19 protein-coding genes are annotated in these 21,366 nt (G+C 54.8%); 1 reads left to right on the top strand and 18 read right to left on the bottom strand.

Annotated elements, in window-relative coordinates; all coding sequences use genetic code 11:
- Positions 1-7: 7 nt before the first annotated feature.
- The 17 genes from wcaJ to ACVV26_RS08045 form a co-directional block, all read right to left on the bottom strand.
- Positions 8-1,402, bottom strand: a complete 1,395-nt coding sequence (wcaJ, locus tag ACVV26_RS08125) for an undecaprenyl-phosphate glucose phosphotransferase (RefSeq protein ID WP_474800892.1) — start codon at positions 1,400-1,402, stop codon at positions 8-10.
- 69 nt (positions 1,403-1,471) lie between these two features.
- Positions 1,472-2,848, bottom strand: coding sequence for a phosphomannomutase CpsG (gene cpsG, locus ACVV26_RS08120; protein WP_474800891.1), 1,377 nt, complete (start codon positions 2,846-2,848; stop codon positions 1,472-1,474).
- Positions 2,849-2,921: 73 nt separating this feature from the next.
- Positions 2,922-4,364, bottom strand: coding sequence for a mannose-1-phosphate guanyltransferase (gene cpsB, locus ACVV26_RS08115; RefSeq protein ID WP_474800890.1), 1,443 nt, complete (start codon positions 4,362-4,364; stop codon positions 2,922-2,924).
- Entirely contained in the window at positions 4,361-5,587 is a 1,227-nt protein-coding gene (wcaI, locus tag ACVV26_RS08110; RefSeq protein WP_474800889.1) for a colanic acid biosynthesis fucosyltransferase WcaI, read from the bottom strand. The genes cpsB and wcaI overlap by 4 nt, the downstream gene beginning before the upstream one ends.
- The gene (locus tag ACVV26_RS08105) at positions 5,584-6,063 is read right to left on the bottom strand and encodes a GDP-mannose mannosyl hydrolase (RefSeq protein ID WP_474800888.1); all 480 of its coding nucleotides are present in this window, start codon (positions 6,061-6,063) and stop codon (positions 5,584-5,586) included. Before ACVV26_RS08105 ends, wcaI begins: the two co-directional genes overlap by 4 nt.
- 2 nt (positions 6,064-6,065) lie before the next feature.
- Positions 6,066-7,031 (bottom strand): GDP-L-fucose synthase, encoded by a 966-nt coding sequence (gene fcl / locus ACVV26_RS08100; RefSeq protein ID WP_474801786.1) that lies wholly within the window; start codon positions 7,029-7,031, stop codon positions 6,066-6,068.
- A gap of 2 nt (positions 7,032-7,033) precedes the next feature.
- Positions 7,034-8,155, bottom strand: a complete 1,122-nt coding sequence (gmd, locus tag ACVV26_RS08095; protein WP_312981134.1) for a GDP-mannose 4,6-dehydratase — start codon at positions 8,153-8,155, stop codon at positions 7,034-7,036.
- Positions 8,156-8,189: 34 nt separating this feature from the next.
- On the bottom strand, positions 8,190-8,747 hold the full coding sequence (wcaF, locus tag ACVV26_RS08090; RefSeq protein WP_474800887.1) for a colanic acid biosynthesis acetyltransferase WcaF: 558 nt from the start codon (positions 8,745-8,747) through the stop codon (positions 8,190-8,192).
- A 111-nt stretch (positions 8,748-8,858) separates the two neighbouring features.
- On the bottom strand, positions 8,859-9,611 hold the full coding sequence (gene wcaE / locus ACVV26_RS08085; protein WP_474800886.1) for a colanic acid biosynthesis glycosyltransferase WcaE: 753 nt from the start codon (positions 9,609-9,611) through the stop codon (positions 8,859-8,861).
- A 14-nt stretch (positions 9,612-9,625) separates the two neighbouring features.
- A complete protein-coding gene (wcaD, locus tag ACVV26_RS08080) occupies positions 9,626-10,843 on the bottom strand; it encodes a colanic acid polymerase WcaD (protein WP_474800885.1) in 1,218 nt (405 codons plus the stop codon).
- Entirely contained in the window at positions 10,818-12,035 is a 1,218-nt protein-coding gene (gene wcaC / locus ACVV26_RS08075) for a colanic acid biosynthesis glycosyltransferase WcaC (RefSeq protein ID WP_474800883.1), read from the bottom strand. Before wcaC ends, wcaD begins: the two co-directional genes overlap by 26 nt.
- Positions 12,032-12,520, bottom strand: a complete 489-nt coding sequence (wcaB, locus tag ACVV26_RS08070) for a colanic acid biosynthesis acetyltransferase WcaB (protein ID WP_474801785.1) — start codon at positions 12,518-12,520, stop codon at positions 12,032-12,034. The genes wcaC and wcaB overlap by 4 nt, the downstream gene beginning before the upstream one ends.
- A 2-nt stretch (positions 12,521-12,522) precedes the next feature.
- Positions 12,523-13,368 (bottom strand): colanic acid biosynthesis glycosyltransferase WcaA, encoded by an 846-nt coding sequence (gene wcaA / locus ACVV26_RS08065; RefSeq protein WP_474800882.1) that lies wholly within the window; start codon positions 13,366-13,368, stop codon positions 12,523-12,525.
- 66 nt (positions 13,369-13,434) lie between these two features.
- Positions 13,435-15,594 (bottom strand): tyrosine-protein kinase Wzc, encoded by a 2,160-nt coding sequence (gene wzc, locus ACVV26_RS08060; protein ID WP_474800881.1) that lies wholly within the window; start codon positions 15,592-15,594, stop codon positions 13,435-13,437.
- A gap of 2 nt (positions 15,595-15,596) precedes the next feature.
- Positions 15,597-16,040 (bottom strand): low molecular weight protein-tyrosine-phosphatase Wzb, encoded by a 444-nt coding sequence (gene wzb / locus ACVV26_RS08055; RefSeq protein ID WP_474800880.1) that lies wholly within the window; start codon positions 16,038-16,040, stop codon positions 15,597-15,599.
- Positions 16,041-16,045: 5 nt separating this feature from the next.
- Complete coding sequence (locus tag ACVV26_RS08050; protein WP_474800878.1) at positions 16,046-17,185, bottom strand: polysaccharide export protein; 1,140 nt, start codon at positions 17,183-17,185, stop codon at positions 16,046-16,048.
- Entirely contained in the window at positions 17,182-17,364 is a 183-nt protein-coding gene (locus ACVV26_RS08045) for a hypothetical protein (RefSeq protein WP_474800877.1), read from the bottom strand. The genes ACVV26_RS08050 and ACVV26_RS08045 overlap by 4 nt, the downstream gene beginning before the upstream one ends.
- Positions 17,365-18,007: 643 nt before the next feature.
- On the opposite strand from ACVV26_RS08045, the gene ACVV26_RS08040 reads away from it, so the two are divergent.
- On the top strand, positions 18,008-19,570 hold the full coding sequence (locus ACVV26_RS08040) for a TerC family protein (protein ID WP_474800876.1): 1,563 nt from the start codon (positions 18,008-18,010) through the stop codon (positions 19,568-19,570).
- Between the two features lie 40 nt (positions 19,571-19,610).
- Here the strand turns inward: ACVV26_RS08040 and ACVV26_RS08035 are convergent, their stop codons facing one another.
- The gene (locus tag ACVV26_RS08035) at positions 19,611-21,206 is read right to left on the bottom strand and encodes an ABC-F family ATPase (protein ID WP_474800875.1); all 1,596 of its coding nucleotides are present in this window, start codon (positions 21,204-21,206) and stop codon (positions 19,611-19,613) included.
- Between the last annotated feature and the right edge of the window lie 160 nt (positions 21,207-21,366).

Below are 21,366 nucleotides of genomic sequence, written 5' to 3'. Positions count from 1 at the left end.
ACTTTCCTTAGTATGCGGCTTTGTTCACGAAGCCTTTAAAAACTGTGAGAAAAACAATGCGGATATCGAACCACAGGCTCCATTCGCGGATATATTCCAGGTCGAACTCGATACGCTTTTCCATTTTCTCCAGCGTGTCTGTTTCACCGCGCCAGCCGTTGATTTGCGCCCAGCCGGTGATCCCCGGTTTAACTTTATGCCGCAGCATGTAGCCCTCAATCAGCTCGCGATACTGCTCGTTATGGGCCACGGCGTGCGGGCGCGGCCCGACGATGGACATACTGCCGGTCAACACGTTGATAAACTGCGGGAGTTCGTCCAGCGACGTGCGGCGCAGGAAGTTACCCACCGGGGTGACGCGCGGATCGTTCTGGGTAGCCTGGGTTACGACGGCGGCATTTTCCATCACCTTCATGGAGCGGAATTTCCACACCATAATCGGCTTGCCGTCCATGCCGTAGCGGGTCTGGCGGAAAATCACCGGGCCTTTTGAGGTCAGTTTCACCGCCAGGGCGATACCGCACAGCACTGGCGAGATCAGCAGCAGGATCAGCGAGGCGAGCACGATATCCTCCGCCCGCTTCAACAGACGGTTAATGCCATTCAGCGGCGTATCAAACAGCGGCACCACTGGCACGCCGTTGACCTCATCGGTACGCGAATGCAGGATGTTGAAGGTAAACACGTCCGGGATCAGCATCACCGAGCAAGTGGTGTCGGAAAGCTGGCGCACCAGTTGTTTGATACACGCTTCATCGCTCATCGCCATAGCGATATAGATATTGTGAATTTTGCCAGATTTGGCATCGTCCACCAGCTGTTCCAGATTGCCAGCCCAGTGTTGCGGTACGCCCCCCGGTTGTGGATCGTGATACACACCGGCCACTTCAAAACCGAGCCAGGGCTCATTCTGGAAACTTTGCATCAGCTCCATACCGACCGGCATTGTCCCGGCAATCGCCACCCGGCGGGTGTTATAACCGCGATTACGCAGCCAGCCTGCGCCGAAGCGGATGCAGGAACGGCAAACCACCAGCCCGACCGTCGACAGCAGATACCAGGCAAACCACACGGCAAAGCGGGTATTAAAATCATCGTTAAAGGCCAGTAGCCCGGCGCTGAACACCAGGCTCAACGTCCAGTTTTGCAGCAATAGCGTCAGTTCGGTGGTGATCTTTACGCCGCGCCAGGAGCGGTAAAAATCCGTGATCCCGCCGATCATCTGAAATACCGCCAGCGTCAACAACGCGATCAGTAAGTACATGTATAAAAAAGGTAATCCGTTTAACTGGCAGATTAGCCATAACCCGCCAAACATAATGGCGATATCAGAAAACCGCTGCACCATTGAGATTAACGATGCATTTGTTTTGGCTCGCTCGCGCTTTTTTAGAGTTGTCATCGTTGGTCCTGTTAATCGCGCTTATGCGCTGAAATGGGGTGGCGCGCAGGCAAGCCTGCGCGCCTGTTCTCAGCCTTCCGCTTTCAGCAAGGCCAAAATATCCCGTGTCCGCGCCTGCATCAGCGCCGCATCGCCGCGCGACTCCACGTTCAGACGCACCACCGGCTCGGTATTGGAGCTACGCAGGTTGAAGCGCCAGTCGGCGAATGACATGCTGATCCCATCGGTGTGGTCGACTTCCAGCGCGCGCGCCGCAAAGTGCGCTTTCACGCGCGCGATAGCGCTGGCGGGTTCATCCAGGGTGTTGTTGATTTCACCGCTGGCCGGGAACGCCGCCATGCGGTCGCTCACCAGTTGGGAGAGCGATTTACCGCTGGTGCACAATAGCTCGGTGACCAACAGCCAGGGGATCATGCCGCTGTCGCAATAGGCAAAATCGCGGAAGTAGTGATGAGCACTCATTTCGCCGCCGTAGATGGCGTCTTCGGCACGCATCCGTTCTTTGATAAACGCATGGCCGGTTTTCGACATCACCGGCGTACCGCCCGCTTCGGTGACCACGTCCACCGTATTCCACGACAGGCGCGGATCGTGGATCACTTTTGCGCCAGGGTGTTTTTCCAGGAACGCCTGGGCCAGCAGGCCGACGATGTAATAGCCTTCGATAAACCGTCCGGTCTCATCAAACAGGAAGCAGCGATCGAAATCCCCATCAAAGGCAATACCCATATCCGCGCCGTGTTTCATCACCGCATCGCGGGTATCGGCGCGGCACTCGGGCAATAAAGGGTTAGGGATGCCGTTCGGGAAATGGCCGTCCGGGGTGTTATGCACTTTGATAAAACGCAGCGGAATATTCAGCGTCTGTAGACGTGCTTCCAGCGCATCGATCACCGGTCCTGCGGCCCCGTTGCCTGAATTAATCACCAGCGTGCGCGGCTGGACGTTTTTTGTGTCGACGTAGGTCAGCAGATGGTCGATATAAGCCGCGCGAATATCGATTTTCTGATAGCTGCCGCGCGCCTCAGGCTGCACCGGCGGAAAATCGTTCGCTTCGGCGAGGCGCTGAATATCGCGCAACCCGGTGTCGCCGCTCACGGGGCGCGCGGCTTCGCGCACCAGTTTCATACCGTTGTAGTCGATGGGGTTGTGGCTGGCGGTCACTTCAATCCCGCCCCCCACGTTTAAGTGGAAGGTCGCGAAATAGATCTCTTCCGTTCCGGCCATGCCGATATCCAGCACGTCAACGCCCGCGTCCTGCAAGCCGCTGGCCAGCGCCAGCTTAAGCGGCTCGCTAGTCAGGCGCGCATCACCGCCCACCACCACGGTTTTGGGTTTCAGATACTCGCCAAAGGCGCGGCCAATGCGGGCCGCTATCTCTTCATTCAACTCGACATCCAGTTTTCCGCGAATGTCATAGGCTTTAAAACAGGTTAATTTTTCCATAATGACCTCGTTTTCAGGCAATAGTCGGCCCTGGCCGATACACGGCCATAATTTTTTATCGGTAAGTCAGGGCTTAGACGCGCCCGTAGCGATCCTCGAAACGCACCACGTCATCCTCTTCCAGATAGGAACCCGATCGCACTTCAATCAGGTCGAGAGGAATTTTTCCCGGATTTTCCAGGCAGTGGGTCGCCCCAAGCGGAATGTAGATTGACTCGTTCTCACCGAGCAGTTTGATCTCGTCATTGATGGTGACTTTGGCGGTGCCCGCCACCACGATCCAGTGCTCGGCGCGATGATGATGCATCTGCAAAGACAGCCCTTCGCCCGGTTTCACACTGATGCGCTTCACCTGGTAGCGCTCGCCCTCGTCGATGGAGTCATATTTGCCCCACGGACGGTAGACTTCGCGGTGAATATGGTGCTCGTGGCGGCCATCGGCTTTGATTTGCTCCACCACTTTTTTCACATCCTGAACCTGATTACGGTCGGCGATCAGCACGGCGTCTTTGGTCTGCACCACGACCAGATCTTTCACCCCCACCGTGGTAACCAGCCCGGACTCGGCATAGACATAGCTGTTCTCGGTTTGATGGCTGATTACATCGCCGTGGTGCACATTGCCTTCCGGCGTACGGTTGCTGATCTCCCACAGCGAGGACCAGGACCCAACGTCGCTCCATCCGGCATCCATCGGCACCACCACCGCGTCGGCGGTGCGTTCCATAACCGCATAGTCGATGGACTCTTCAGGACAGGCCAGAAATGCCTCTTCATCCACGCGGATAAAATCGAGGTCAGGATCCATCACATTCATGGCGTTTTCGCAGGCGCTGAGAATATCAGGACGATATTTGGCTAACTCTTCCAGGTAGCGGCCTGCGCGGAAGATAAACATGCCGCTGTTCCAGTAATATTCACCGCTGGTGACGTAACGCTGCGCCGTATCCAGGTCCGGTTTTTCAACAAACTGGGCGACAGTAAACGCCACGGCATCGGCCGCCGCGCCAGGGTTGATGAGTTCGCCACGGCGAATATAGCCATAGCCGGTTTCCGGCTGATCCGGGACGATACCGAAAGTCACCAGCTTGCCCTGTATGGCAAACGGCATGGCCGCGTGTACTGCGGCGCGAAACGCCTCTTCATTGTCAATAACGTGGTCAGCAGCCAGCACCAGCATCAGGGGATCGCTATCGGGATTGCGCCGTTTCGCCGCCAGCGCCGCAAGGGCGATAGCGGGCGCGGTATTGCGCCCGGCAGGTTCAAGAATGATGTTTTCGGTCAGTTTATTCAGTTTGCGTAACTGTTCGGCGACGATAAAACGGTGCTGTTCGTTGCAGATCACCACCGGGCTTTCACACTGCACGCCGTCGAGCCGGCAAATCGTGGCCTGTAACATCGTCAACTCCCCTTTCAGGCAGAGGAACTGTTTCGGATACAGCACGCGGGAAAGCGGCCACAGGCGGCTGCCGGAACCACCCGCCATAATGACGGGAAAGAGCGTGGATTGACTCATGGCTTAACTCCAATATCGGCAATAAATTGGCTCAGCACGTTCTCTTTTTCGAGCGTGCGTTCGGCATATTCACGTGCCACCGTGTTGGTTTTCGGCATCATCAGCGCGCTAACAATGCCCTGCTCCAGCGCATCCACCGATTCCGGCTCCACGCAAACCGCGATGCCTGGTAGGGTCAGGCAAAGCTGGCCCAGTTCGGTATTCGGTTCAGCGGTGATCACCGCATTGCCGCCCACCGCCAGAATATTGGTTAACTTCGAGGGTAATACTGCGTCCGCCGCGCCCCGGCGCTGGATCACCAGATGGCAGTCGGCCAGCGCCAGCAGCGCCGGTAAATCCTCATAGGGCTGTAACGGCATAAACTGCACGTTAGTGAGACCGCGCTGAGCGGCCAGCGCCTCTAACCGCGCTTTACCGCCGCCCTGCCCGACAATCAAGAACAGCCACGGCTGTGCACGGGCGCGATCCGCTACCGCGATCATGTTCTCCAGCCCCTGCTTTTCCCCGATGTTGCCGGAATAGAGCACAATCTTTTTATCCGCCTGCAATGCCAGACGTTCACGCAGTGCCGCCACGTCAGCGGCAGGCACATCGCGAAAACGCGCGACTTCCGACCAGTTAGGAAAGAAAATGGTGCGCTCAGGCGGCACGCCTTTCTCGGTGGCTTTGTTGATCATCGAACGGGAAATGGTCGAGACGTTATCCACACCCAGCAGGCCGCTACGCTCGAACGCCGCCGCCAGCTTCGCCACCATGCCGCGTTTGCCGCCCGCCATACCGAGCCCCAGCATGGCGTCCACTTCATAATCCTGAATATGCAGCAGCGTCTTAGCGCCGGAGAGTTTTGCCAGCAGGCGCATACCCGGCGTGCAGAACAGCGTCGGCACCACGCCGATAATGCGGTCCGGCTTCCAGCTACGCTGGGAGAGCAACGGGAACAACGAACTGAGCGCGAAGCTGCCCAGATGAACCAGACGCTTCACCGTAGAAGGCTGCTTTGGCACATACAGCGGGCAGCGCCAGACCGTGGCAGCCCCGGTTTCCTTACGCCAGCGCCAGGAAGAATAGCTTTCACCGACCTGCCATGCCGGGTAGTACGGCGGCGCGGTTATGACGCGCACGTCATGCCCCTGGCGCGTCATCCACTCCACCATCTCGCCGGTGTATTTACCGATGCCGGTTAATTCCGGGGAGTAATTGATGCCGTACACCAGAATTTTCATAATCCCGGTACTCCGGTCTGCAACGCGGCGTCGAAGTAGGCGCGAGTATTGCGATGCACCTGCTCGTCGGCAATCAGCGTGGCGGGTTTCAGCCAGCAATACGCGTCGTGCTGCTCGTCCGGCAGCGCCAACTGGTCAGCCGAAACCCGCAGGCGAAATCCCAGCACCACGTAATGGGTGGTAACCCCCTCGCCCGCGAAGCTATCCTGATAAAAGTGCTGCCAGACGCCATAAAACTGCGCATCGCTCTGGCGAAAACCCTGCCCCAATTCGGCCAGGGTGAGGCGCTCAAAGGCCTGGTCAAGCGTTTCATCTTTCTGGACGCGCCCGCCCGGCACAAACCAGTAGCCTTGCGCCGGACGGTTAGTGCGTTTGCCTACTAAAAACTCGCCATTCTGGTTCTCTACGATCAAATCCAGCGAGATAAGCGGGATTGAACGCACCACCGTGGCAAAATCCTCATGGCTGAGATACATGACTACCCCCGGAACCGCTGCTGGTTTTCAAGGAACCATTGATAGGTGCTGGCAAGCCCCTGCTCCAGCGACACTTCATGGAACCAGCCGAGACTGTGCAGCCGCGTCACATCCAGCAGTTTGCGCGGAGTGCCGTCGGGTTTAGTGGCATCAAACACCACTCGTCCGCGATAGCCGGTCACCTGCGCCAGGGTTTGCGCCAGCTCGCGGATGGTGCAGTCCACCCCGGTGCCGACGTTAATGTGCGACAACATCGGTTCGGTATTCTCTTCCCAGACTTCTTTCGCCAGCTCCATCACGTGAATGCTGGCGGCGGCCATATCGTCCACGTGCAGGAATTCGCGCATCGGCGTGCCGCTGCCCCACACCACGACATCCGGCGCGTTGCTGGCGGTCGCCTCATGGAAACGGCGCAGCAGCGCCGGGATCACATGAGAATTGCTGGGATGAAAGTTATCGTTCGGCCCATATAAATTGGTCGGCATCACCGAGCGGTAATCGCGGCCATACTGGCGGTTATAGGATTCGCACAGTTTGATGCCTGCGATTTTGGCGATGGCGTAAGGCTCGTTGGTCGGCTCCAGGGTTCCCTGCAACAGTTCACTTTCCTTCATCGGCTGATTCGCCAATTTTGGATAGATGCAGGACGAGCCGAGGAACAGCAGCTTATTCACGCCGTGGGTATGCGCTGCGTGGATAACGTTGCTCTCCATCATCATGTTTTGATAAATGAAGTCCGCCGGATAACGGTTGTTGGCCTCAATGCCGCCCACTTTGGCGGCGGCAAGGTAAACCTGATCGAGCGCTGCGCTGGCGAAAAACGCGTCAACGGCGTGGCTGTCGAGCAAATCCAGTTGCTGGCGGGTGCGCAGCACCAGTTCAACATCGTTACGCTGGCTGAGCTGGCGAACCAGGGCGGAGCCCACCATCCCCTGATGGCCCGCGACAAAAATACGCTGTTTTTTCATCATCAGGACTCCAGCGCGATGGCGACCTCATAGCCATGGGATTTCAGCAACGAGTGCTTCTTAGCGGCTTCCAGATCTTTCGCAACCATTTCAGAAACCATCTCCTGAAGCGTGGTCTCCGGCTTCCAGCCCAGTTTCTCGTGCGCTTTGGTCGGGTCGCCCAGCAGGGTTTCCACTTCCGCCGGGCGGAAATAACGCGGATCGACAGCGATAATCACATCGCCCGGCTTCACGCCTGGCGCATCATGGCCCGTCACGGACACCACAATGCCTTTCTCTTCCACGCCCTTACCTTCAAAACGCAGTTTGATACCCAGTTGCGCGGCAGCCATCTCCACGAATTCACGCACCGAATACTGTACGCCGGTGGCAATTACGAAATCGTCCGGCTGCTCCTGTTGCAGCATCATCCACTGCATTTTCACGTAGTCTTTGGCGTGGCCCCAGTCGCGCAGGGAATCCATGTTGCCGAGGTACAGGCAGGATTCGAGGCCCTGGGCGATGTTGGCAATAGCGCGGGTGATCTTGCGGGTCACGAAGGTTTCGCCACGGCGCGGGGATTCGTGGTTAAACAAAATGCCGTTGCAGGCGTACATGCCGTAAGATTCGCGGTAGTTCACGGTGATCCAGTAGGCATAAAGTTTGGCGACGGCATACGGAGAGCGCGGATAGAACGGCGTGGTCTCTTTCTGTGGGATCTCCTGCACCAGGCCATACAGTTCAGAGGTCGATGCCTGGTAGAAGCGCGTTTTCTTTTCCAGTCCCAGGAAACGGATCGCTTCTAACAGGCGCAGCGTACCCATCGCATCCACATCGGCGGTGTATTCCGGTGATTCAAAAGAGACCGCCACGTGGCTCATGGCCCCGAGGTTGTAGACTTCATCCGGCTGTACTTCCTGCAGAATGCGCGTCAGGTTAGAGGTATCCGTTAAATCGCCATAGTGCAGATGGAATTTCGGGTTGCTGGTATGCGGATCCTGATAAATATGATCCACACGTTCGGTATTGAATGAAGAGGCGCGGCGCTTAATGCCGTGAACTTCGTAACCTTTCTCCAGCAACAGTTCGGCCAGGTAAGAACCATCTTGTCCGGTTACACCCGTAATGAGAGCCACTTTACTCATGATTTATTTTTCCTCTGTTTAAATCGGGCCTGGTTTAACTTGCCAGACTGCTGTTTACACGCTCGCGAATAATTTCCGCCGGATTACCGCGGCAAATCACATTGCCGGGTAAGGATTTAAATACGCTGCTCCGCGCACCGACGACGGTGCCTTCGCCAATCGAAACGCCGGGTGCGACAAACACATCGGTCGCCAGCCAGCATTTCTCGCCAATCACAATCGGTTTGGCATAAATATCGAAATGCGCGCTCAAATAATCATGGCTGCCGGTGCATAAATAACTTTTCTGGGAAATCACCGCATTAGCACCGATAGTAATATTGCCAAGTGTATATAACACCGCATCGTCGCCGACCCATGCATAATCGCCCAGCGTTAATTTCCACGGATAGGTTATTTTTACCGAAGGGCGAATCACTACCCCTTTACCTATTTTTGCACCGAATAGCCTTAATAAAAATGTACGCCAGCGATACGCTATTTGCGGAGACCAGGCAAATAGGGTTTTCTGCACTGCCCACCATAATTGAACTTTAACAGGATGCCCGCCGCGGAAATTTTTTGGAACCGAGAATCCTCTTAATTCTTGCATCGGATTTCCTTATATTTTAATTCAATAACGCGCGGAGGTTTTAAAAATAAGGATGCAGATACCCCCGCCCTGATAAGAGCGTAAAATTAATCGCGGGTTAATTAAATAAAATTAATTTTTTTGATATAACGCTTTTGTTTTACCGGTGGTACGTATTCTTAACCGATAAGACAGCTCAACCCAAAAGCCAGGTACGCCTAAAATAGAGCGTTGAACATTTTTAGCATCCTGGCACAACTCCAGATTATTGGAGGTGGAAACGCCGCCCATGGAAAACTCCGACACCAAACCTTCAAGGCGCTTAAAAGGATATCCGGCTTTATATAGTTTTGCCGCTAACGCATAATCTGACGACACTTTATATTGCAGATCGTAAGGGTGTAATTTTAATCCCTGCATCGGGAAAAATATCGCCTGATGGCTGGCGGGCAAGCTGTGATAGATGTACCAGCCCTGCTTGGCGCTGCGGCGGGTTTTATGGCCATTACCGAAGTCCAGCAGCGCATCGCCAATCACCATCGCCGGTTTGTGCGCAGGTATCCCTGCCAGTTGGCGTACGAACTGCGCCACGTCGGGATGGAATACATCGCCGGAGTTCAGGAACAGGGCATAATCGCCGCTGGCAAGCTGAATGCCCTTATTCATGGCGTCATAAATGCCATTATCTTTTTCGCTGACATAACGTAATTGATATTGTCCATCGAGGCTTTTCAGAAATTCCTCAGTACCGTCTCTGGAACCGCCATCCACCACAATCCATTCAAAATCGATATTCTGATCGGCCGCCAGATACGCCAGCGATCGCCATGTTTTCTCCACCCCGGTAAGATTTTTCCAGGCCACCGTAATGACGCTTAATCGCATTGTTATTTCTCCTGCTATTGGGACTGCCCGATGGCCTTGCGTAAAATAAAAGGGCAGACAATCAAAAAGGCATATTCAGGGCTAAATATCGAGCCGGTGAAAAACAGGGATATTGGGGTAAATAACCATAGTTGCACCCGGAAATTAGGATTATCGCCAAAGGCATGCGCTATCATTTTTCCCACTTTCCACAAATACCAACCCGTTAAAATAATCGCCAGCCACGAAAAATAAATAATTAACAGATACAGGCCATTGTCTATGGTTTTGCCGACGTCCGCACCGTTAAAGATTCCGAATGACGCAACATATTCGTAAAGCGAACCGAAACGGACTACCCCGTCAATATGGGTTAATGAGTAACCGACCATCACCAGCGGGCCAATAATTCGATAATACGAAGATGAGCCTTCTGTACCTAAATCGCCGATACGGATCGCAATATAGGGAAAGGCAAAAATCAAACCGACCATAAACACCGCTAACGAAATAATTGCCAGCGGCAACTTTTTACGCAGTGCGTTTTTGTTAAGGTATTTGAATGCCCACTCCAGCAAATAAAACAGGATAAACGTCATTACGCCGGAAAACGAACCTGAAAGAATAATACCCAGCAAAATCATTGCATCGGCTTTCGGCGTTTTGATGCCAAACTGTTTAATACACAGCCAAATTGAGATTAAGGCCAGAGCGAAGAACGCCGGTTCGAAATAGAGCGCGGTGGTTCGCCGGCCGCCAAATTTAATAAAGTTCATCACATAGCTGTTACTGTAGATGAGGTATTTTGAAATAGCTTCCATCAACGAGCTGCCGCCGCTCAACATTATCTGCGCCATTTCCACACAGGCGATGGCGACGATAATGCCTGTCACCAGATAAAACAGCCGCAGCACTTTGCGGTAGTTACGCGGCGACAGGGTCTTAAAGCGAATGCTCCAGGTCATGCCAATAATAATGACGATGTAAACAAACAGCATGGTCGACGTGACGTATTTCGAGGCGTCCAGCGACTGGCCAAACAGATAGTTGAATACTGTCAGCCCTGCCCCCAGCCCCAGCGCAATCATCAGCTTCTTAAGGTTGATGCGCTCGACGTAGAGCAACAGCAGCACCGGTAAAAACGTCACCACCGTAATGGGAAAGCTTTCGCCCAGTTGCAGCAGCTTGACGTTGACCAGCAGATAAATCAGCGGCAGCAACAGATAGCTACAGACTCTGATAGAACGAGACATACTCCTCCAGCATCTGTTTGCCGCTGTAAGCCTCGCGACTGACGGCTTGAAACGCCTCGAGAGACACCCCGAAAATCGCCTGGGCGATCTGCGCGCGGTTTTGCTGCGCCAGCGCGATGGCTTCCTGCTCATCCACCGTGCGACCGCCGGTTTTTTCCAACACTTCCCGCGCCGCATCGCTGTGAGTGGCGATGACCGGCACGCCGATGGACAAGGCTTCGCACAGGATCAGCGGGTAGTTATCTACCCGGGAGCTAAACAACAATGCATCCATCTGGTTCAGCTCGCCCATTAACTGCTGTTTATCCGTGAGAAAACCGTGGTTCACCACATTTGGGCTATCAAACGGGGAGAATTTACCGAAGGTGTGGACTTCTACCTGATCCCCCAGCGCCACGATATCGCGCACCAGCTGCTGGCGGGTTTTCCCGTCATAGCGCAGGTCATGGGCCACCACGGCAATTTTCGGCGTGCCGCTGGACGGCAGCGGTGGCGGCAACTCCGCGAGGATAGATTCGGTGGCGACATCGATACCGTTATTAATAATCTGGCAGCGGCCTGCGCCATACACCTGGTTGAACGCCTGGGCGACATGCTGGCTAGGTGAGATAAACAGGCAGCCGAGCGCCAGCATCTTGCGGAACAGAAAGCGCTTAGCGCCGATTTGCTGATGCGCACGGTCGACTTTTACCGGCGGATAATTAGTGAGCGTCGGGCATTTGCCGCAGCCGCTGGTCCAGCCATCGCACCCGTCAAGAAACGCGCAACGCCCGGTAACGCTCCAGTGATCGTGCAGCGTCCAGACCAGCCGGACATCCGGCTTATGGGCGGTGACCCGCTCGGCGAATTCCACCACCTGTTCCAGGTTAAGCCAGTAGCTGTGCAACACGTGAAAATGCAGCACCACCGGTCCGCTGGTACGGGTCACCTTGCGGTATAACCCATCCAGGTTGCCGAACAGATCGCGGTTAAAAAACCGGAACAGCGCGATATTGGCGACCGACGTCAGGCGCGGGGTGTGCTTTTCGACCTGGGCGTACTGCTGATGGCTGACGCTTTTCTTGCCGCCCTTGCCGTAGCCGTAGACAAACCGGGACGCCAGCCCCTGCTGCAAGGCTCGCTGATGCAGATCCAGCGCCACACCCGCCGCGCCGCCTTCAGCGAGGCGCACATTAAATTGCACAATATTCATTTGATTACCTTCACGCGGGCTTTTTCACCCGTCACCAGCGCGTTATCCGGCACACTGTCCATCACCACGCTGCCCGCGCCGATAGTGACGTGATGACCAATGGTGATATCGCCGATCAAAATAGCGTTCGCGCCCAGCTCCACGCCGTTGCCGATCACCGGGCAGGCCAGGCTGTCGCTGCCGCGATTGCCGATGGTCACGCCGTGGCGGATCACAAAATCATCGCCTGCCACCACGTTTTTATTGATCACCACCGCGTAACCGTGATGAATGGTGAAGCGCCGTCCAATGGTGGCCGCCGCCTGGATTTCATAGCCGAACAGGCATTCGGTCATAATCCGGTACAGCACCAGCACAGGCGCGGCCCAGAGATTGTTGATGACGTTTTTCTTACGCCATACCGAGCAGAAATGCGCGATGCGGTAGGCTAAGACCATGCAGCACGGGCGCAGGCTCCAACTGTTGGCGCGGCAATCTTCCAGCAGCATTATTTCCCCCGCAGGCTGTAAGCCAGCCGTTTGGTATTGCGCAGCGACAGCAGCGTCAGGCAGGTGCGCCAGTTCATGGGCTTATTGCGGATCTGGTACAAGGTAAACAGCTGATACTTCTTGCTGGCCCGGTCAAAAATCCCTTTGTGTTTGCGGTAAAACTGGAAGTAACCAGAAAACTGCTTCGCCGATTTGGTGATCTGCATTTCACCGTGGTTGATATGGAGAATTTGCGTGGCAGCCTCGACTTTCCACGGCTCACCGTAACGCAACACCATACGTAAAAAGATGTCGTAATCCTGGGCCGCTGCCAGCGAGGTATCGAACAGCGAGGCTTTAAAACGCCACGCCCAACTGAATACCTGGTTGCCAATGATGTTGCGTTTGTAAAACAGCTTTCTCGACCACGGCGATTTGGGGTACAGCGGCAGGCTGGCCGGCTGGGTATAAATTTCCCCTTCGCAGACATAGTCGTTGGCGTAGAGAAATGCGTGGTCGTTCAGACGATGGGCGTCGCGCAAAAACACCGACAGGCGCTCCGGCGTCCATTCATCGTCATCATCGATCCCGGTAATAAATTCGCCTCTGGCCTGCTGGATCGCCTGATTGCGCACCGCGCAGGCACCGCTGTTGATTTCATTGCGCACATAGCTGACGCGCGGGTCGTTAAGCTGCTCGACAAACTCGCTCAACTGCTGCCAGGAAGCGGAACAGTCGTCCACGACAATCATTTCCCAATGGTCGTAATCCTGGCGCAGTACCGATTTGATGGCGCGGATCGCCAGCTGCTGGCGGTTCCATGTCGGCATATAGATTGAAATTAAAGGCCGTTGCGCGTGTGCCATGCTTCATTCCCCTGGCGTCAAAAGACGTTGATCACGAAATGCCCCCGGCGCGAACCGGGGCGCGGGTTATTTACTGTCCGACTGGTATTCGTACTCGTAATAGCCGTAGTCCTGATAGCCAGTCGCGCGGCGGAAGATGGAGTTAAGGATCACCCCTTTCACCGCGATGCCGTTTTGCTCAAAGCGGCTCAGGCTGGTTTCCACCTCTTTCAGGGTGTTGACGGCGTAACGCGCCACCATCAGGGTGGTTCCGGCATGGCGTCCGGCAATCGCGGCATCGGTCACCGCCAGGATCGGCGGCGTATCGATTAACACCAGATCGTAGTTTTTACTGGCCCAGGCGATCAGTGCGCCAAAACGCTCGCTCATCAACAGTTCGGACGGATTGGGCGGCACCTGGCCGCGCGGTACCAGATCGAACCCGGCAATTGAGGTGGAACGCGCGCAGGAGGCAATATCGCCCTGCCCGGCCAGCACGTCCGACAGGCCGTTAACGTTGTTAGTGCCCAGCAGTTCGTGGGTGTAGCCCTTACGCATATCGCAGTCGATCAGCAGTACCCGCTTGTTGGTCTGGCTGATCACCGCCGCCAGGTTGGCGCAGACAAAGGTTTTACCGATTGACGGGCTGACCCCGGTTAGCATCAGCACATTGTTATTGGCCTGCATCATGGCGAAATGCAGGCTGGTACGCAGACTGCGGATCGCTTCGATAGCCAGATCCGTCGGATTGCCCACCGCCAGCAGTTGGCTCTGCTTAAAGCGCTTCACGCCCTTGATGGTTTTGACGCTATCGCGGGCTTTCTGCCATTCCGACAACGGAATGCTGGCGTACACGCTAATGCCCGACTCCTCCAGCACCTGCGGACTTTCAATACCACGATTAAACAGTGAGCGCAGCAGCACCCCGACAATCGACAGCATCAGGCCCAGCAGAATGCTGCCGAGAATTATTAAGCCTTTTTTCGGTTTCAGTACACCCGGCTGAGCGATGGCCGCATCGACGATGCGTACGTCGCCAACGGTGCTGGCCTCGGTGATTTTCAGCTCCTGCTGTTTATTCAGCAGTTGCATATACACCTGCTGGCCGGATTCGACATCGCGGGTCAAACGCACGATTTCCTGCTGGGTTTCCGGCATCGCAGTGACGCGGTTATTCAGCCGCCCTTTTTCGTCTTCCAGCGCGCGGCGTTTTTCCAGCAGCGTGCGGTAAGCCGGGTGCGCTTTGGTATACAGCTTGGAGATTTCGGCTTCTTTAAAAGTCAACTCATTCAACTGCGCATCGATATTAACCATCGAATCCAGCACCGCTTTGGCTTCCAGCGGCAGATCGACGGAGTCTTTCTTCTGGCGATAGGCGTTGAGTTTATTTTCCGCCTCGTCCAGCCGGGCGCGCACTTCCGGCAACTGCTTCGCCAGGAATGCCAGGCTTTTTGACGCCTCTTCGGATTTGCGTTCGACGTTTTGTTCCAGATAGTTGCGGGTAATGCTGTTGAGAATGGCGCGGATTTGATCCCGGTCTTCGCCGATAAAGGTCAGGCTTAATACCCCGGTGTCTTTGCCATTTTCGGTGACCGTCAGGTTGTTCTTCAACTGGTTGATCATGCCGAGCGTGGAGTATTTGGTGACCGTAAACTCACTCCCGGTTTGCGCCTTAATCGCTTTAACCAGAAGGGTTACGCCCTGCTTATTTAGCAACTCGCCAACGTTCCCCTGAGCGCTAAATCCGTCATCGCTGGTCAACTGGTACTGCTGCGGCCCCAGTACTTCAAGCGTAAATGCCGCTTTCGCCATCCCGGCGGGCAGCGTAAAAGTCTCGACCGCTACCGTATCGTTCTGGCGGCCCATCAGGCGATCCCAGCCCGCGCCAAACAGCGGGAAGCTGTTTTTCTCGACAGCGATGTCCAGGTTGAGATCGTCAACGGTTTTGCCCAGCACCAGCCGCGACTGAATCAGCTGGATCTCGGCATCCGAGGCTGGCGGTTTATCCGATAACGCGCTGTTGATGTCCTGCACGATGGAATTGCCGGTGTTTTGTTCAATTTGCACCAGCGCGTCGGCGCTGTAGATGGGTGTGGCGAACATTGCGTACACCGCTGCGAGCAGTGCGAACACGGCGGTGATGCCCAATACCCACCAGCGGGCTTCGATCACGGTGCCGATCAAACGCCCGATATCAATTTCATCATTGCCCTCGGTCGCAGCGGAGGCATTCATTTTTGCTGTCATGGTTATCCCTGCTGAGTTTTCAGTACCTGCGCCCAACGCTGGGCGGAATCATCCAGCATCGTGTAAACCGCCTCGAATGCCTCGGCGCTTTTACGATACGGATCGGGGATATCGCGTTCTTCATCCCAGTGACCAAACAGCATCACTTTGCCGCGCATCTCCGGTGCCATATCGCACAGCCGCGTGATATGGCGCTTTTCCATGGCGAGGATCAGATCGTAATCGCGGCACATCGCCCCGGTTACCTGCCGGGCGCGGTGGCCATCAAGTGAAAGCGCATGGGCAGAGGCGACGCTCGCGGCGCGTTCGTCCGCCTCTCGGCCCACCAGCGCGCCAAGCCCGGCGGACCCGACCGTTAACGCCGGCAGATAGTGTTTCAGTAGCCGCTCTGCCGTGGGGGAACGGCAAATATTCCCCACGCACACCACAAGAATTTTGTTGAACATAACGGTTACCAGTTGTGGATATCGCTGGCCGTGTCCGTCATATAACGGACACCACTGATGGTCGGCAGCAATTGGTTGATCAGGCGGTTCCAGCGAGCGACCGGCGCGGTAGTGACATACACCACGTCATACGGCTGGAGGCGGAATTCCGTCGCCATCACCAGCGAGGTGGCATCGGACATATCAAGCTGGTAGATATTGGCGATCTTGCCGCTGGCGCTGCCCTTGCCTTTCAGCGGACGGATCACAAAGATACCGCTGGCGTTGGAGGTGGTCATATCAATGCCTTCCGCCTGGCCGAGCGCTTCGGTCAGTGTCATGCCGCTGAAGTCCATTTTGAGCGTGGACTGTTTCTTCACTTCACCCATCACGAACACTTTCAGATCGTCATTACGCGGCACGAACAAAATATCGCCCGGATACAGCAAATGGTTCTGGCTGAGATCGCCGTTCTGCATCAGCGCCTGTAAAGAGAGTCGCTGCTCTTTGCCGTTATGGGTCAACACGACGTTGCGCCAGTCGGCATTTTCCGTCAGGCCGCCTGCGGCGTTGATGGCGTCCAGCACCGTCAGCGGTACGTTGGTGATCGGTTGCTGGCCCGATTTATTTACCTGGCCGGAGATGTACGCTTTCTGCGAACGGAACGCGGCGATATTAACGTCCACCTGCGGGTCAGCGATGTACTGCGCTAAACGGCCGGTAATATCACTACGGATTTCAGACAGAGATTTACCGGCAACATGCACTTTACCGATATAGGGATAGAACATGGTGCCATCAGGCTGAACCCAGTTACCGGCGTCGCTGGAGCTGCGGTACTGGCCGGCAGGCGTGGTGAGCTCGGGGTGGTCCCAAACGGTGACATTCAGCACATCCCCCGGCCCGACGCGGTACTGGTACTGGGCGATTTCCTGGTCAAGGGACATATTCGGCTGCGCGACATTTGGGCGCGCACGCAATTGCTCAACCAGCCTCGGCGTCAGCGGGTAGACGTTAACCATTTTATCCAGGTCAAAGTCGGCATCCTGCTGGCGGATAACATCTTTACCCATTGTCGACATATTACTGCCGGGTAACACCGTGCACCCACTCATTAAGGCGACCGACACCAATAATGGCATCAATTTCAATTTCGATTTGGTCATTGATTATTTTCACTTTGGCAGAGTAATAATTCCGAGCGCATAAATAAAACGTCGTCAAACAAGCCCATTAAACCTTGCGCGTTTTTCATTATGAAAATATAGGGAATCATTCCTAAAAGATTTTGGTGATTAGGGTATTCAACAATACGGCCAACGCCTGAAAACGAACCAGGAACCATGCTACCGCCCCTGGCTTTCAGCTACCAAACCACTGTAAAACATGGGGTTAATACGATGACACCGCCATTACAGATTTATCTCAAATCAGCGGAGTTTTTATTTTATTGTTAAGATGCCGGGGATAATAAAAATATTACCCTGGTTAACAACTATGGCAGGCAAGGATTTTGGCAGTATTCATTTTGGCAGGCAAGAAAATAGCCGTTTGCGCGATTATTTTAAGATTAGTTGGAGCAGCAATAAAAGTAATCAACGGTTAATTTAGGATTTTCTTCATGCCAAATTAATTTACAAGCTCTATTTTTGCAAAGCTCTCATTAAGAATTTCCTTAGAGTTACTTTACCATGTAAATTATTTTCAAGGAAAATTCTGATTAAGATATTTAACCATATTAATTTGCCAGGTAATTTAAATACTTATAGTTTTCAGACTCAGCGATCAATAATTGATCGCTCTGATTAAAGTGCGTTCAGCTAAATGCCACCCTTCGCATTGCAATTTTCGGCGTCATTACCCATGATCTGTTTATCTTTCATTTTCCCGTCTCCCTCAGCATGCAGTGGGTGACGCTGACTTCTCCGGCCAGACGTCCCTTTCATACGCGGGTTCGACAGGGTTTCACTACAGGTAATAGTTTTTCTATGGAATGGATTGCCGATCCATCAATATGGGCGGGGTTAACCACCCTTGTGGTGCTTGAACTGGTACTGGGCATCGATAACCTGGTGTTTATCGCTATCCTCGCGGAGAAGCTGCCGCCGGGGCTTCGCGACAGAGCGCGTATCACCGGCCTTATCCTCGCGATGGTAATGCGCCTGGGCCTGCTGGCATCAATCTCATGGCTGGTAACGTTAACCCGCCCGCTGGTGGTGCTGTACGGTCATGGCTTCAGCGCCCGCGACTTGATTATGCTGTTTGGCGGTCTGTTCTTGCTGTTTAAGGCCACCGTGGAGCTTAACGAGCGGCTGGAAGGCAAAGACCATGAAAACCCCACCCAGCGGCGCGGGGCGAAGTTCTGGGCAGTGGTGGCGCAGATCGTCATTCTGGACGCCATTTTCTCGCTCGATTCAGTCATTACTGCCGTCGGCATGGTCGACCATTTAGGCGTGATGATGGCTGCCGTGGTGATCGCCATTTCGCTGATGCTGTTAGCCAGCAAAGCGCTGACGCGCTTCGTCAATAACCATCCGACGATTGTGATCCTGTGTCTGAGCTTCCTGTTGATGATTGGCTTCAGCCTGATTGCCGACGGTTTCGGCTTTGCCATTCCGAAGGGTTACCTGTACGCGGCGATTGGTTTCTCCATCATGATCGAATGCCTCAATCAGTTGGCGATGTTTAACCGCCGCCGGTTCCTGTCGGCCAACATGTCGCTGCGCCAGCGCACCGCCGAAGCCGTTATGCATTTGATCAGCGGTAAACACGAGAAAGCCGAGCTGGACGCGCAAACCGCCTCGCTGGTGGCCGACGCCGCGAATGTGCCGGTATTTAACCGTCAGGAGCGGCTGATGATTGGCCGGGTGCTGAACCTTAACCAACGCAGCGTCAGTAGTATCATGACTTCACGCCATGATATTGAGCATATCGACATCAACGCACCCGAAGAGCAAATCCGCCTGTTACTGGACCGCAATCAGCACACCCGCGTGGTGGTGACGGAAGACGATGAGATTTTGGGCGTGGTGCATATCCTCGACCTGCTTCAACAGTCCCTGGGGGGGAAACCGCTCGATTTGGGCGCGCTGGTGAAACAGCCGCTGGTGTTCCCGGAAACTCTGCAACTGTTGCACGCGCTGGAGCAGTTCCGCAACGCCCGCACCCATTTCGCCTTTGTGGTGGATGAGTTTGGTTCTATTGAAGGGCTGGTGACGCTCAGCGATGTGATGGAAACCATCGCCGGGAACCTGCCTAACGAGGTGGAAGAGATCGACGCCCGCCACGATATCCAGCGTAACCAGGACGGCACATGGACCGCCAACGGACATATGCCACTGGAAGATCTGGTGCAGTTTGTGCCGCTGCCGCTGGATGATAAGCGGGAATACCACACCATCGCCGGGCTACTGATGGAGTACCTGCAACGGGTACCCGCCGAAGGTGAAGAAGTTGAAGTGGGAGATTACGTGATTAAGACGCTGGAAGTGGATAACCATCGCGTTCAGAAGGTGATGATTTACGCCCGGCAGCCTGTCGAGGCGTCATAACGGGGATGTGCTGGCCTGCGCGGGCAGGCCAGCAATCAGATTAACTCTCAATACCTTTGCTACGCAGATACTCTTCATAGCCACCAGAGAAGTCGATCACTTTCTGCGGTGTAATCTCAATCACGCGGGTTGCCAGCGAGCTAACAAACTCACGGTCGTGAGAAACGAAAATCAACGTGCCCTGGTACATTTCCAGCGCGGCGTTCAGGGATTCGATGGATTCCATATCCAGGTGGTTGGTCGGTTCGTCCATCACCAGAATATTCGGTTTTTCCATCATCAGCTTGCCAAACAGCATACGGCCCTTCTCACCACCAGACAGCACCTTAGCCGGTTTTTTAATATCGTCCTGGCTGAACAGCAGACGGCCAAGGATGCTGCGCACCGCCTGCTCGTCATCGCCTTCCTGCTTCCACTGGCTCATCCAGTCGAATACCGTCAGGTCGTTGTCGAATTCTGCGGCGTGGTCCTGCGCGTAATAACCGATACGCGCGTTTTCCGACCATTTGACGGTGCCGTGATCCGGCTCCAGTTCGCCCACCAGGGTTTTCAGCAGAGTTGATTTACCCACGCCATTGGTCCCCAGTACCGCCAGTTTTTCCCCGACTTCCATCAGCAGGTTAACTTGCTTAAACAGCGGGCCCTGGTCGAAGCCTTTGGTCAACGCTTCTACTTCCAGCGCGTTACGGAACAGCTTCTTGTCTTGTTCGAAGCGAATGAACGGGTTCTGGCGGCTGGAAGCTTTGACTTCTTCCAGCTTGATTTTGTCAATCTGACGGGCGCGCGAGGTCGCCTGGCGAGATTTAGAGGCGTTGGCGCTAAAGCGGCTCACGAACGATTGCAGATCGGCAATCTGAGCTTTCTTCTTGGCGTTGTCCGCCAGCAGGCGCTCGCGGGCCTGAGTCGCCGCCGTCATGTACTCATCGTAATTGCCCGGATACACGCGCAGTTCGCCGTAATCCAGATCCGCCATATGGGTGCACACCATATTCAGGAAGTGACGGTCGTGCGAAATAATAATCATGGTGCTGTTACGCTCGTTCAGCACCTGCTCCAGCCAGCGAATGGTATCGATGTCCAGGTTGTTGGTCGGTTCGTCGAGCAGCAGAATGTCCGGGTCGGCAAACAGCGCCTGGGCCAGCAGCACACGCAGTTTCCAGCCAGGGGCGACTTCGCTCATCGGGCCATAATGCTGTTCAACCGGGATACCAACACCCAGCAGCAGTTCACCGGCGCGGGCTTCGGCGGAGTAACCGTCCATCTCGCCATACAGCACTTCCAGATCGGCCACTTTATAGCCGTCTTCTTCGCTCATTTCCGGCAGTGAATAGATGCGGTCACGTTCCTGCTTCACTTCCCACAGCTCGCCGTGCCCCATGATCACCGTATCCAGAACCGTGAACTCTTCAAAGGCGAACTGATCCTGGCGCAGCTTACCGATACGCTCGTTAGGATCGAGAGAAACGTTGCCCAGTGACGGTTCCAGATCCCCGCCAAGGATTTTCATAAACGTGGATTTTCCGCTACCGTTGGCGCCAATCAGGCCGTAACGGTTGCCGCCGCCAAATTTGACGGAAATATTTTCAAACAGCGGCTTACTGCCAAACTGCATAGTGACGTTGCTGGTAACTAACACGACGATATCCTGCAAGAAATTGTGATAAACGCCGCATTATGCCATAAGTCCGAATTTAAATCGCCCCGCAACCGCCAGGCTATGCTTAGCAGGGTAAGTAAAAAAACGTGATATCATCCACATCCGATTTCCCAGCGCGCAATTATCCACCTATAATGCG

The organism is Atlantibacter sp. MEI4A-1023, from assembly GCF_056155425.1.
Note: the sequence above shows the minus strand (reverse complement) of the source record. Positions and strands in the feature narration are given on the sequence as shown.

Bases quoted from the DNA above. Each gene is read 5' to 3' on its own strand.
- wcaJ (WP_474800892.1), bottom strand. From the start codon at position 1,402: ATGACAACTCTAAAAAAGCGCGAGCGAGCCAAAACAAATGCATCGTTA.
- cpsG (WP_474800891.1), bottom strand. From the start codon at position 2,848: ATGGAAAAATTAACCTGTTTTAAAGCCTATGACATTCGCGGAAAACTG.
- cpsB (WP_474800890.1), bottom strand. From the start codon at position 4,364: ATGAGTCAATCCACGCTCTTTCCCGTCATTATGGCGGGTGGTTCCGGC.
- wcaI (WP_474800889.1), bottom strand. From the start codon at position 5,587: ATGAAAATTCTGGTGTACGGCATCAATTACTCCCCGGAATTAACCGGC.
- ACVV26_RS08105 (WP_474800888.1), bottom strand. From the start codon at position 6,063: ATGTATCTCAGCCATGAGGATTTTGCCACGGTGGTGCGTTCAATCCCG.
- fcl (WP_474801786.1), bottom strand. From the start codon at position 7,031: ATGAAAAAACAGCGTATTTTTGTCGCGGGCCATCAGGGGATGGTGGGC.
- gmd (WP_312981134.1), bottom strand. From the start codon at position 8,155: ATGAGTAAAGTGGCTCTCATTACGGGTGTAACCGGACAAGATGGTTCT.
- wcaF (WP_474800887.1), bottom strand. From the start codon at position 8,747: ATGCAAGAATTAAGAGGATTCTCGGTTCCAAAAAATTTCCGCGGCGGG.
- wcaE (WP_474800886.1), bottom strand. From the start codon at position 9,611: ATGCGATTAAGCGTCATTACGGTGGCCTGGAAAAATCTTACCGGGGTG.
- wcaD (WP_474800885.1), bottom strand. From the start codon at position 10,843: ATGTCTCGTTCTATCAGAGTCTGTAGCTATCTGTTGCTGCCGCTGATT.
- wcaC (WP_474800883.1), bottom strand. From the start codon at position 12,035: ATGAATATTGTGCAATTTAATGTGCGCCTCGCTGAAGGCGGCGCGGCG.
- wcaA (WP_474800882.1), bottom strand. From the start codon at position 13,368: ATGGCACACGCGCAACGGCCTTTAATTTCAATCTATATGCCGACATGG.
- wzc (WP_474800881.1), bottom strand. From the start codon at position 15,594: ATGACAGCAAAAATGAATGCCTCCGCTGCGACCGAGGGCAATGATGAA.
- wzb (WP_474800880.1), bottom strand. From the start codon at position 16,040: ATGTTCAACAAAATTCTTGTGGTGTGCGTGGGGAATATTTGCCGTTCC.
- ACVV26_RS08050 (WP_474800878.1), bottom strand. From the start codon at position 17,185: ATGACCAAATCGAAATTGAAATTGATGCCATTATTGGTGTCGGTCGCC.
- ACVV26_RS08045 (WP_474800877.1), bottom strand. From the start codon at position 17,364: ATGGTTCCTGGTTCGTTTTCAGGCGTTGGCCGTATTGTTGAATACCCT.
- ACVV26_RS08040 (WP_474800876.1), top strand. From the start codon at position 18,008: ATGGAATGGATTGCCGATCCATCAATATGGGCGGGGTTAACCACCCTT.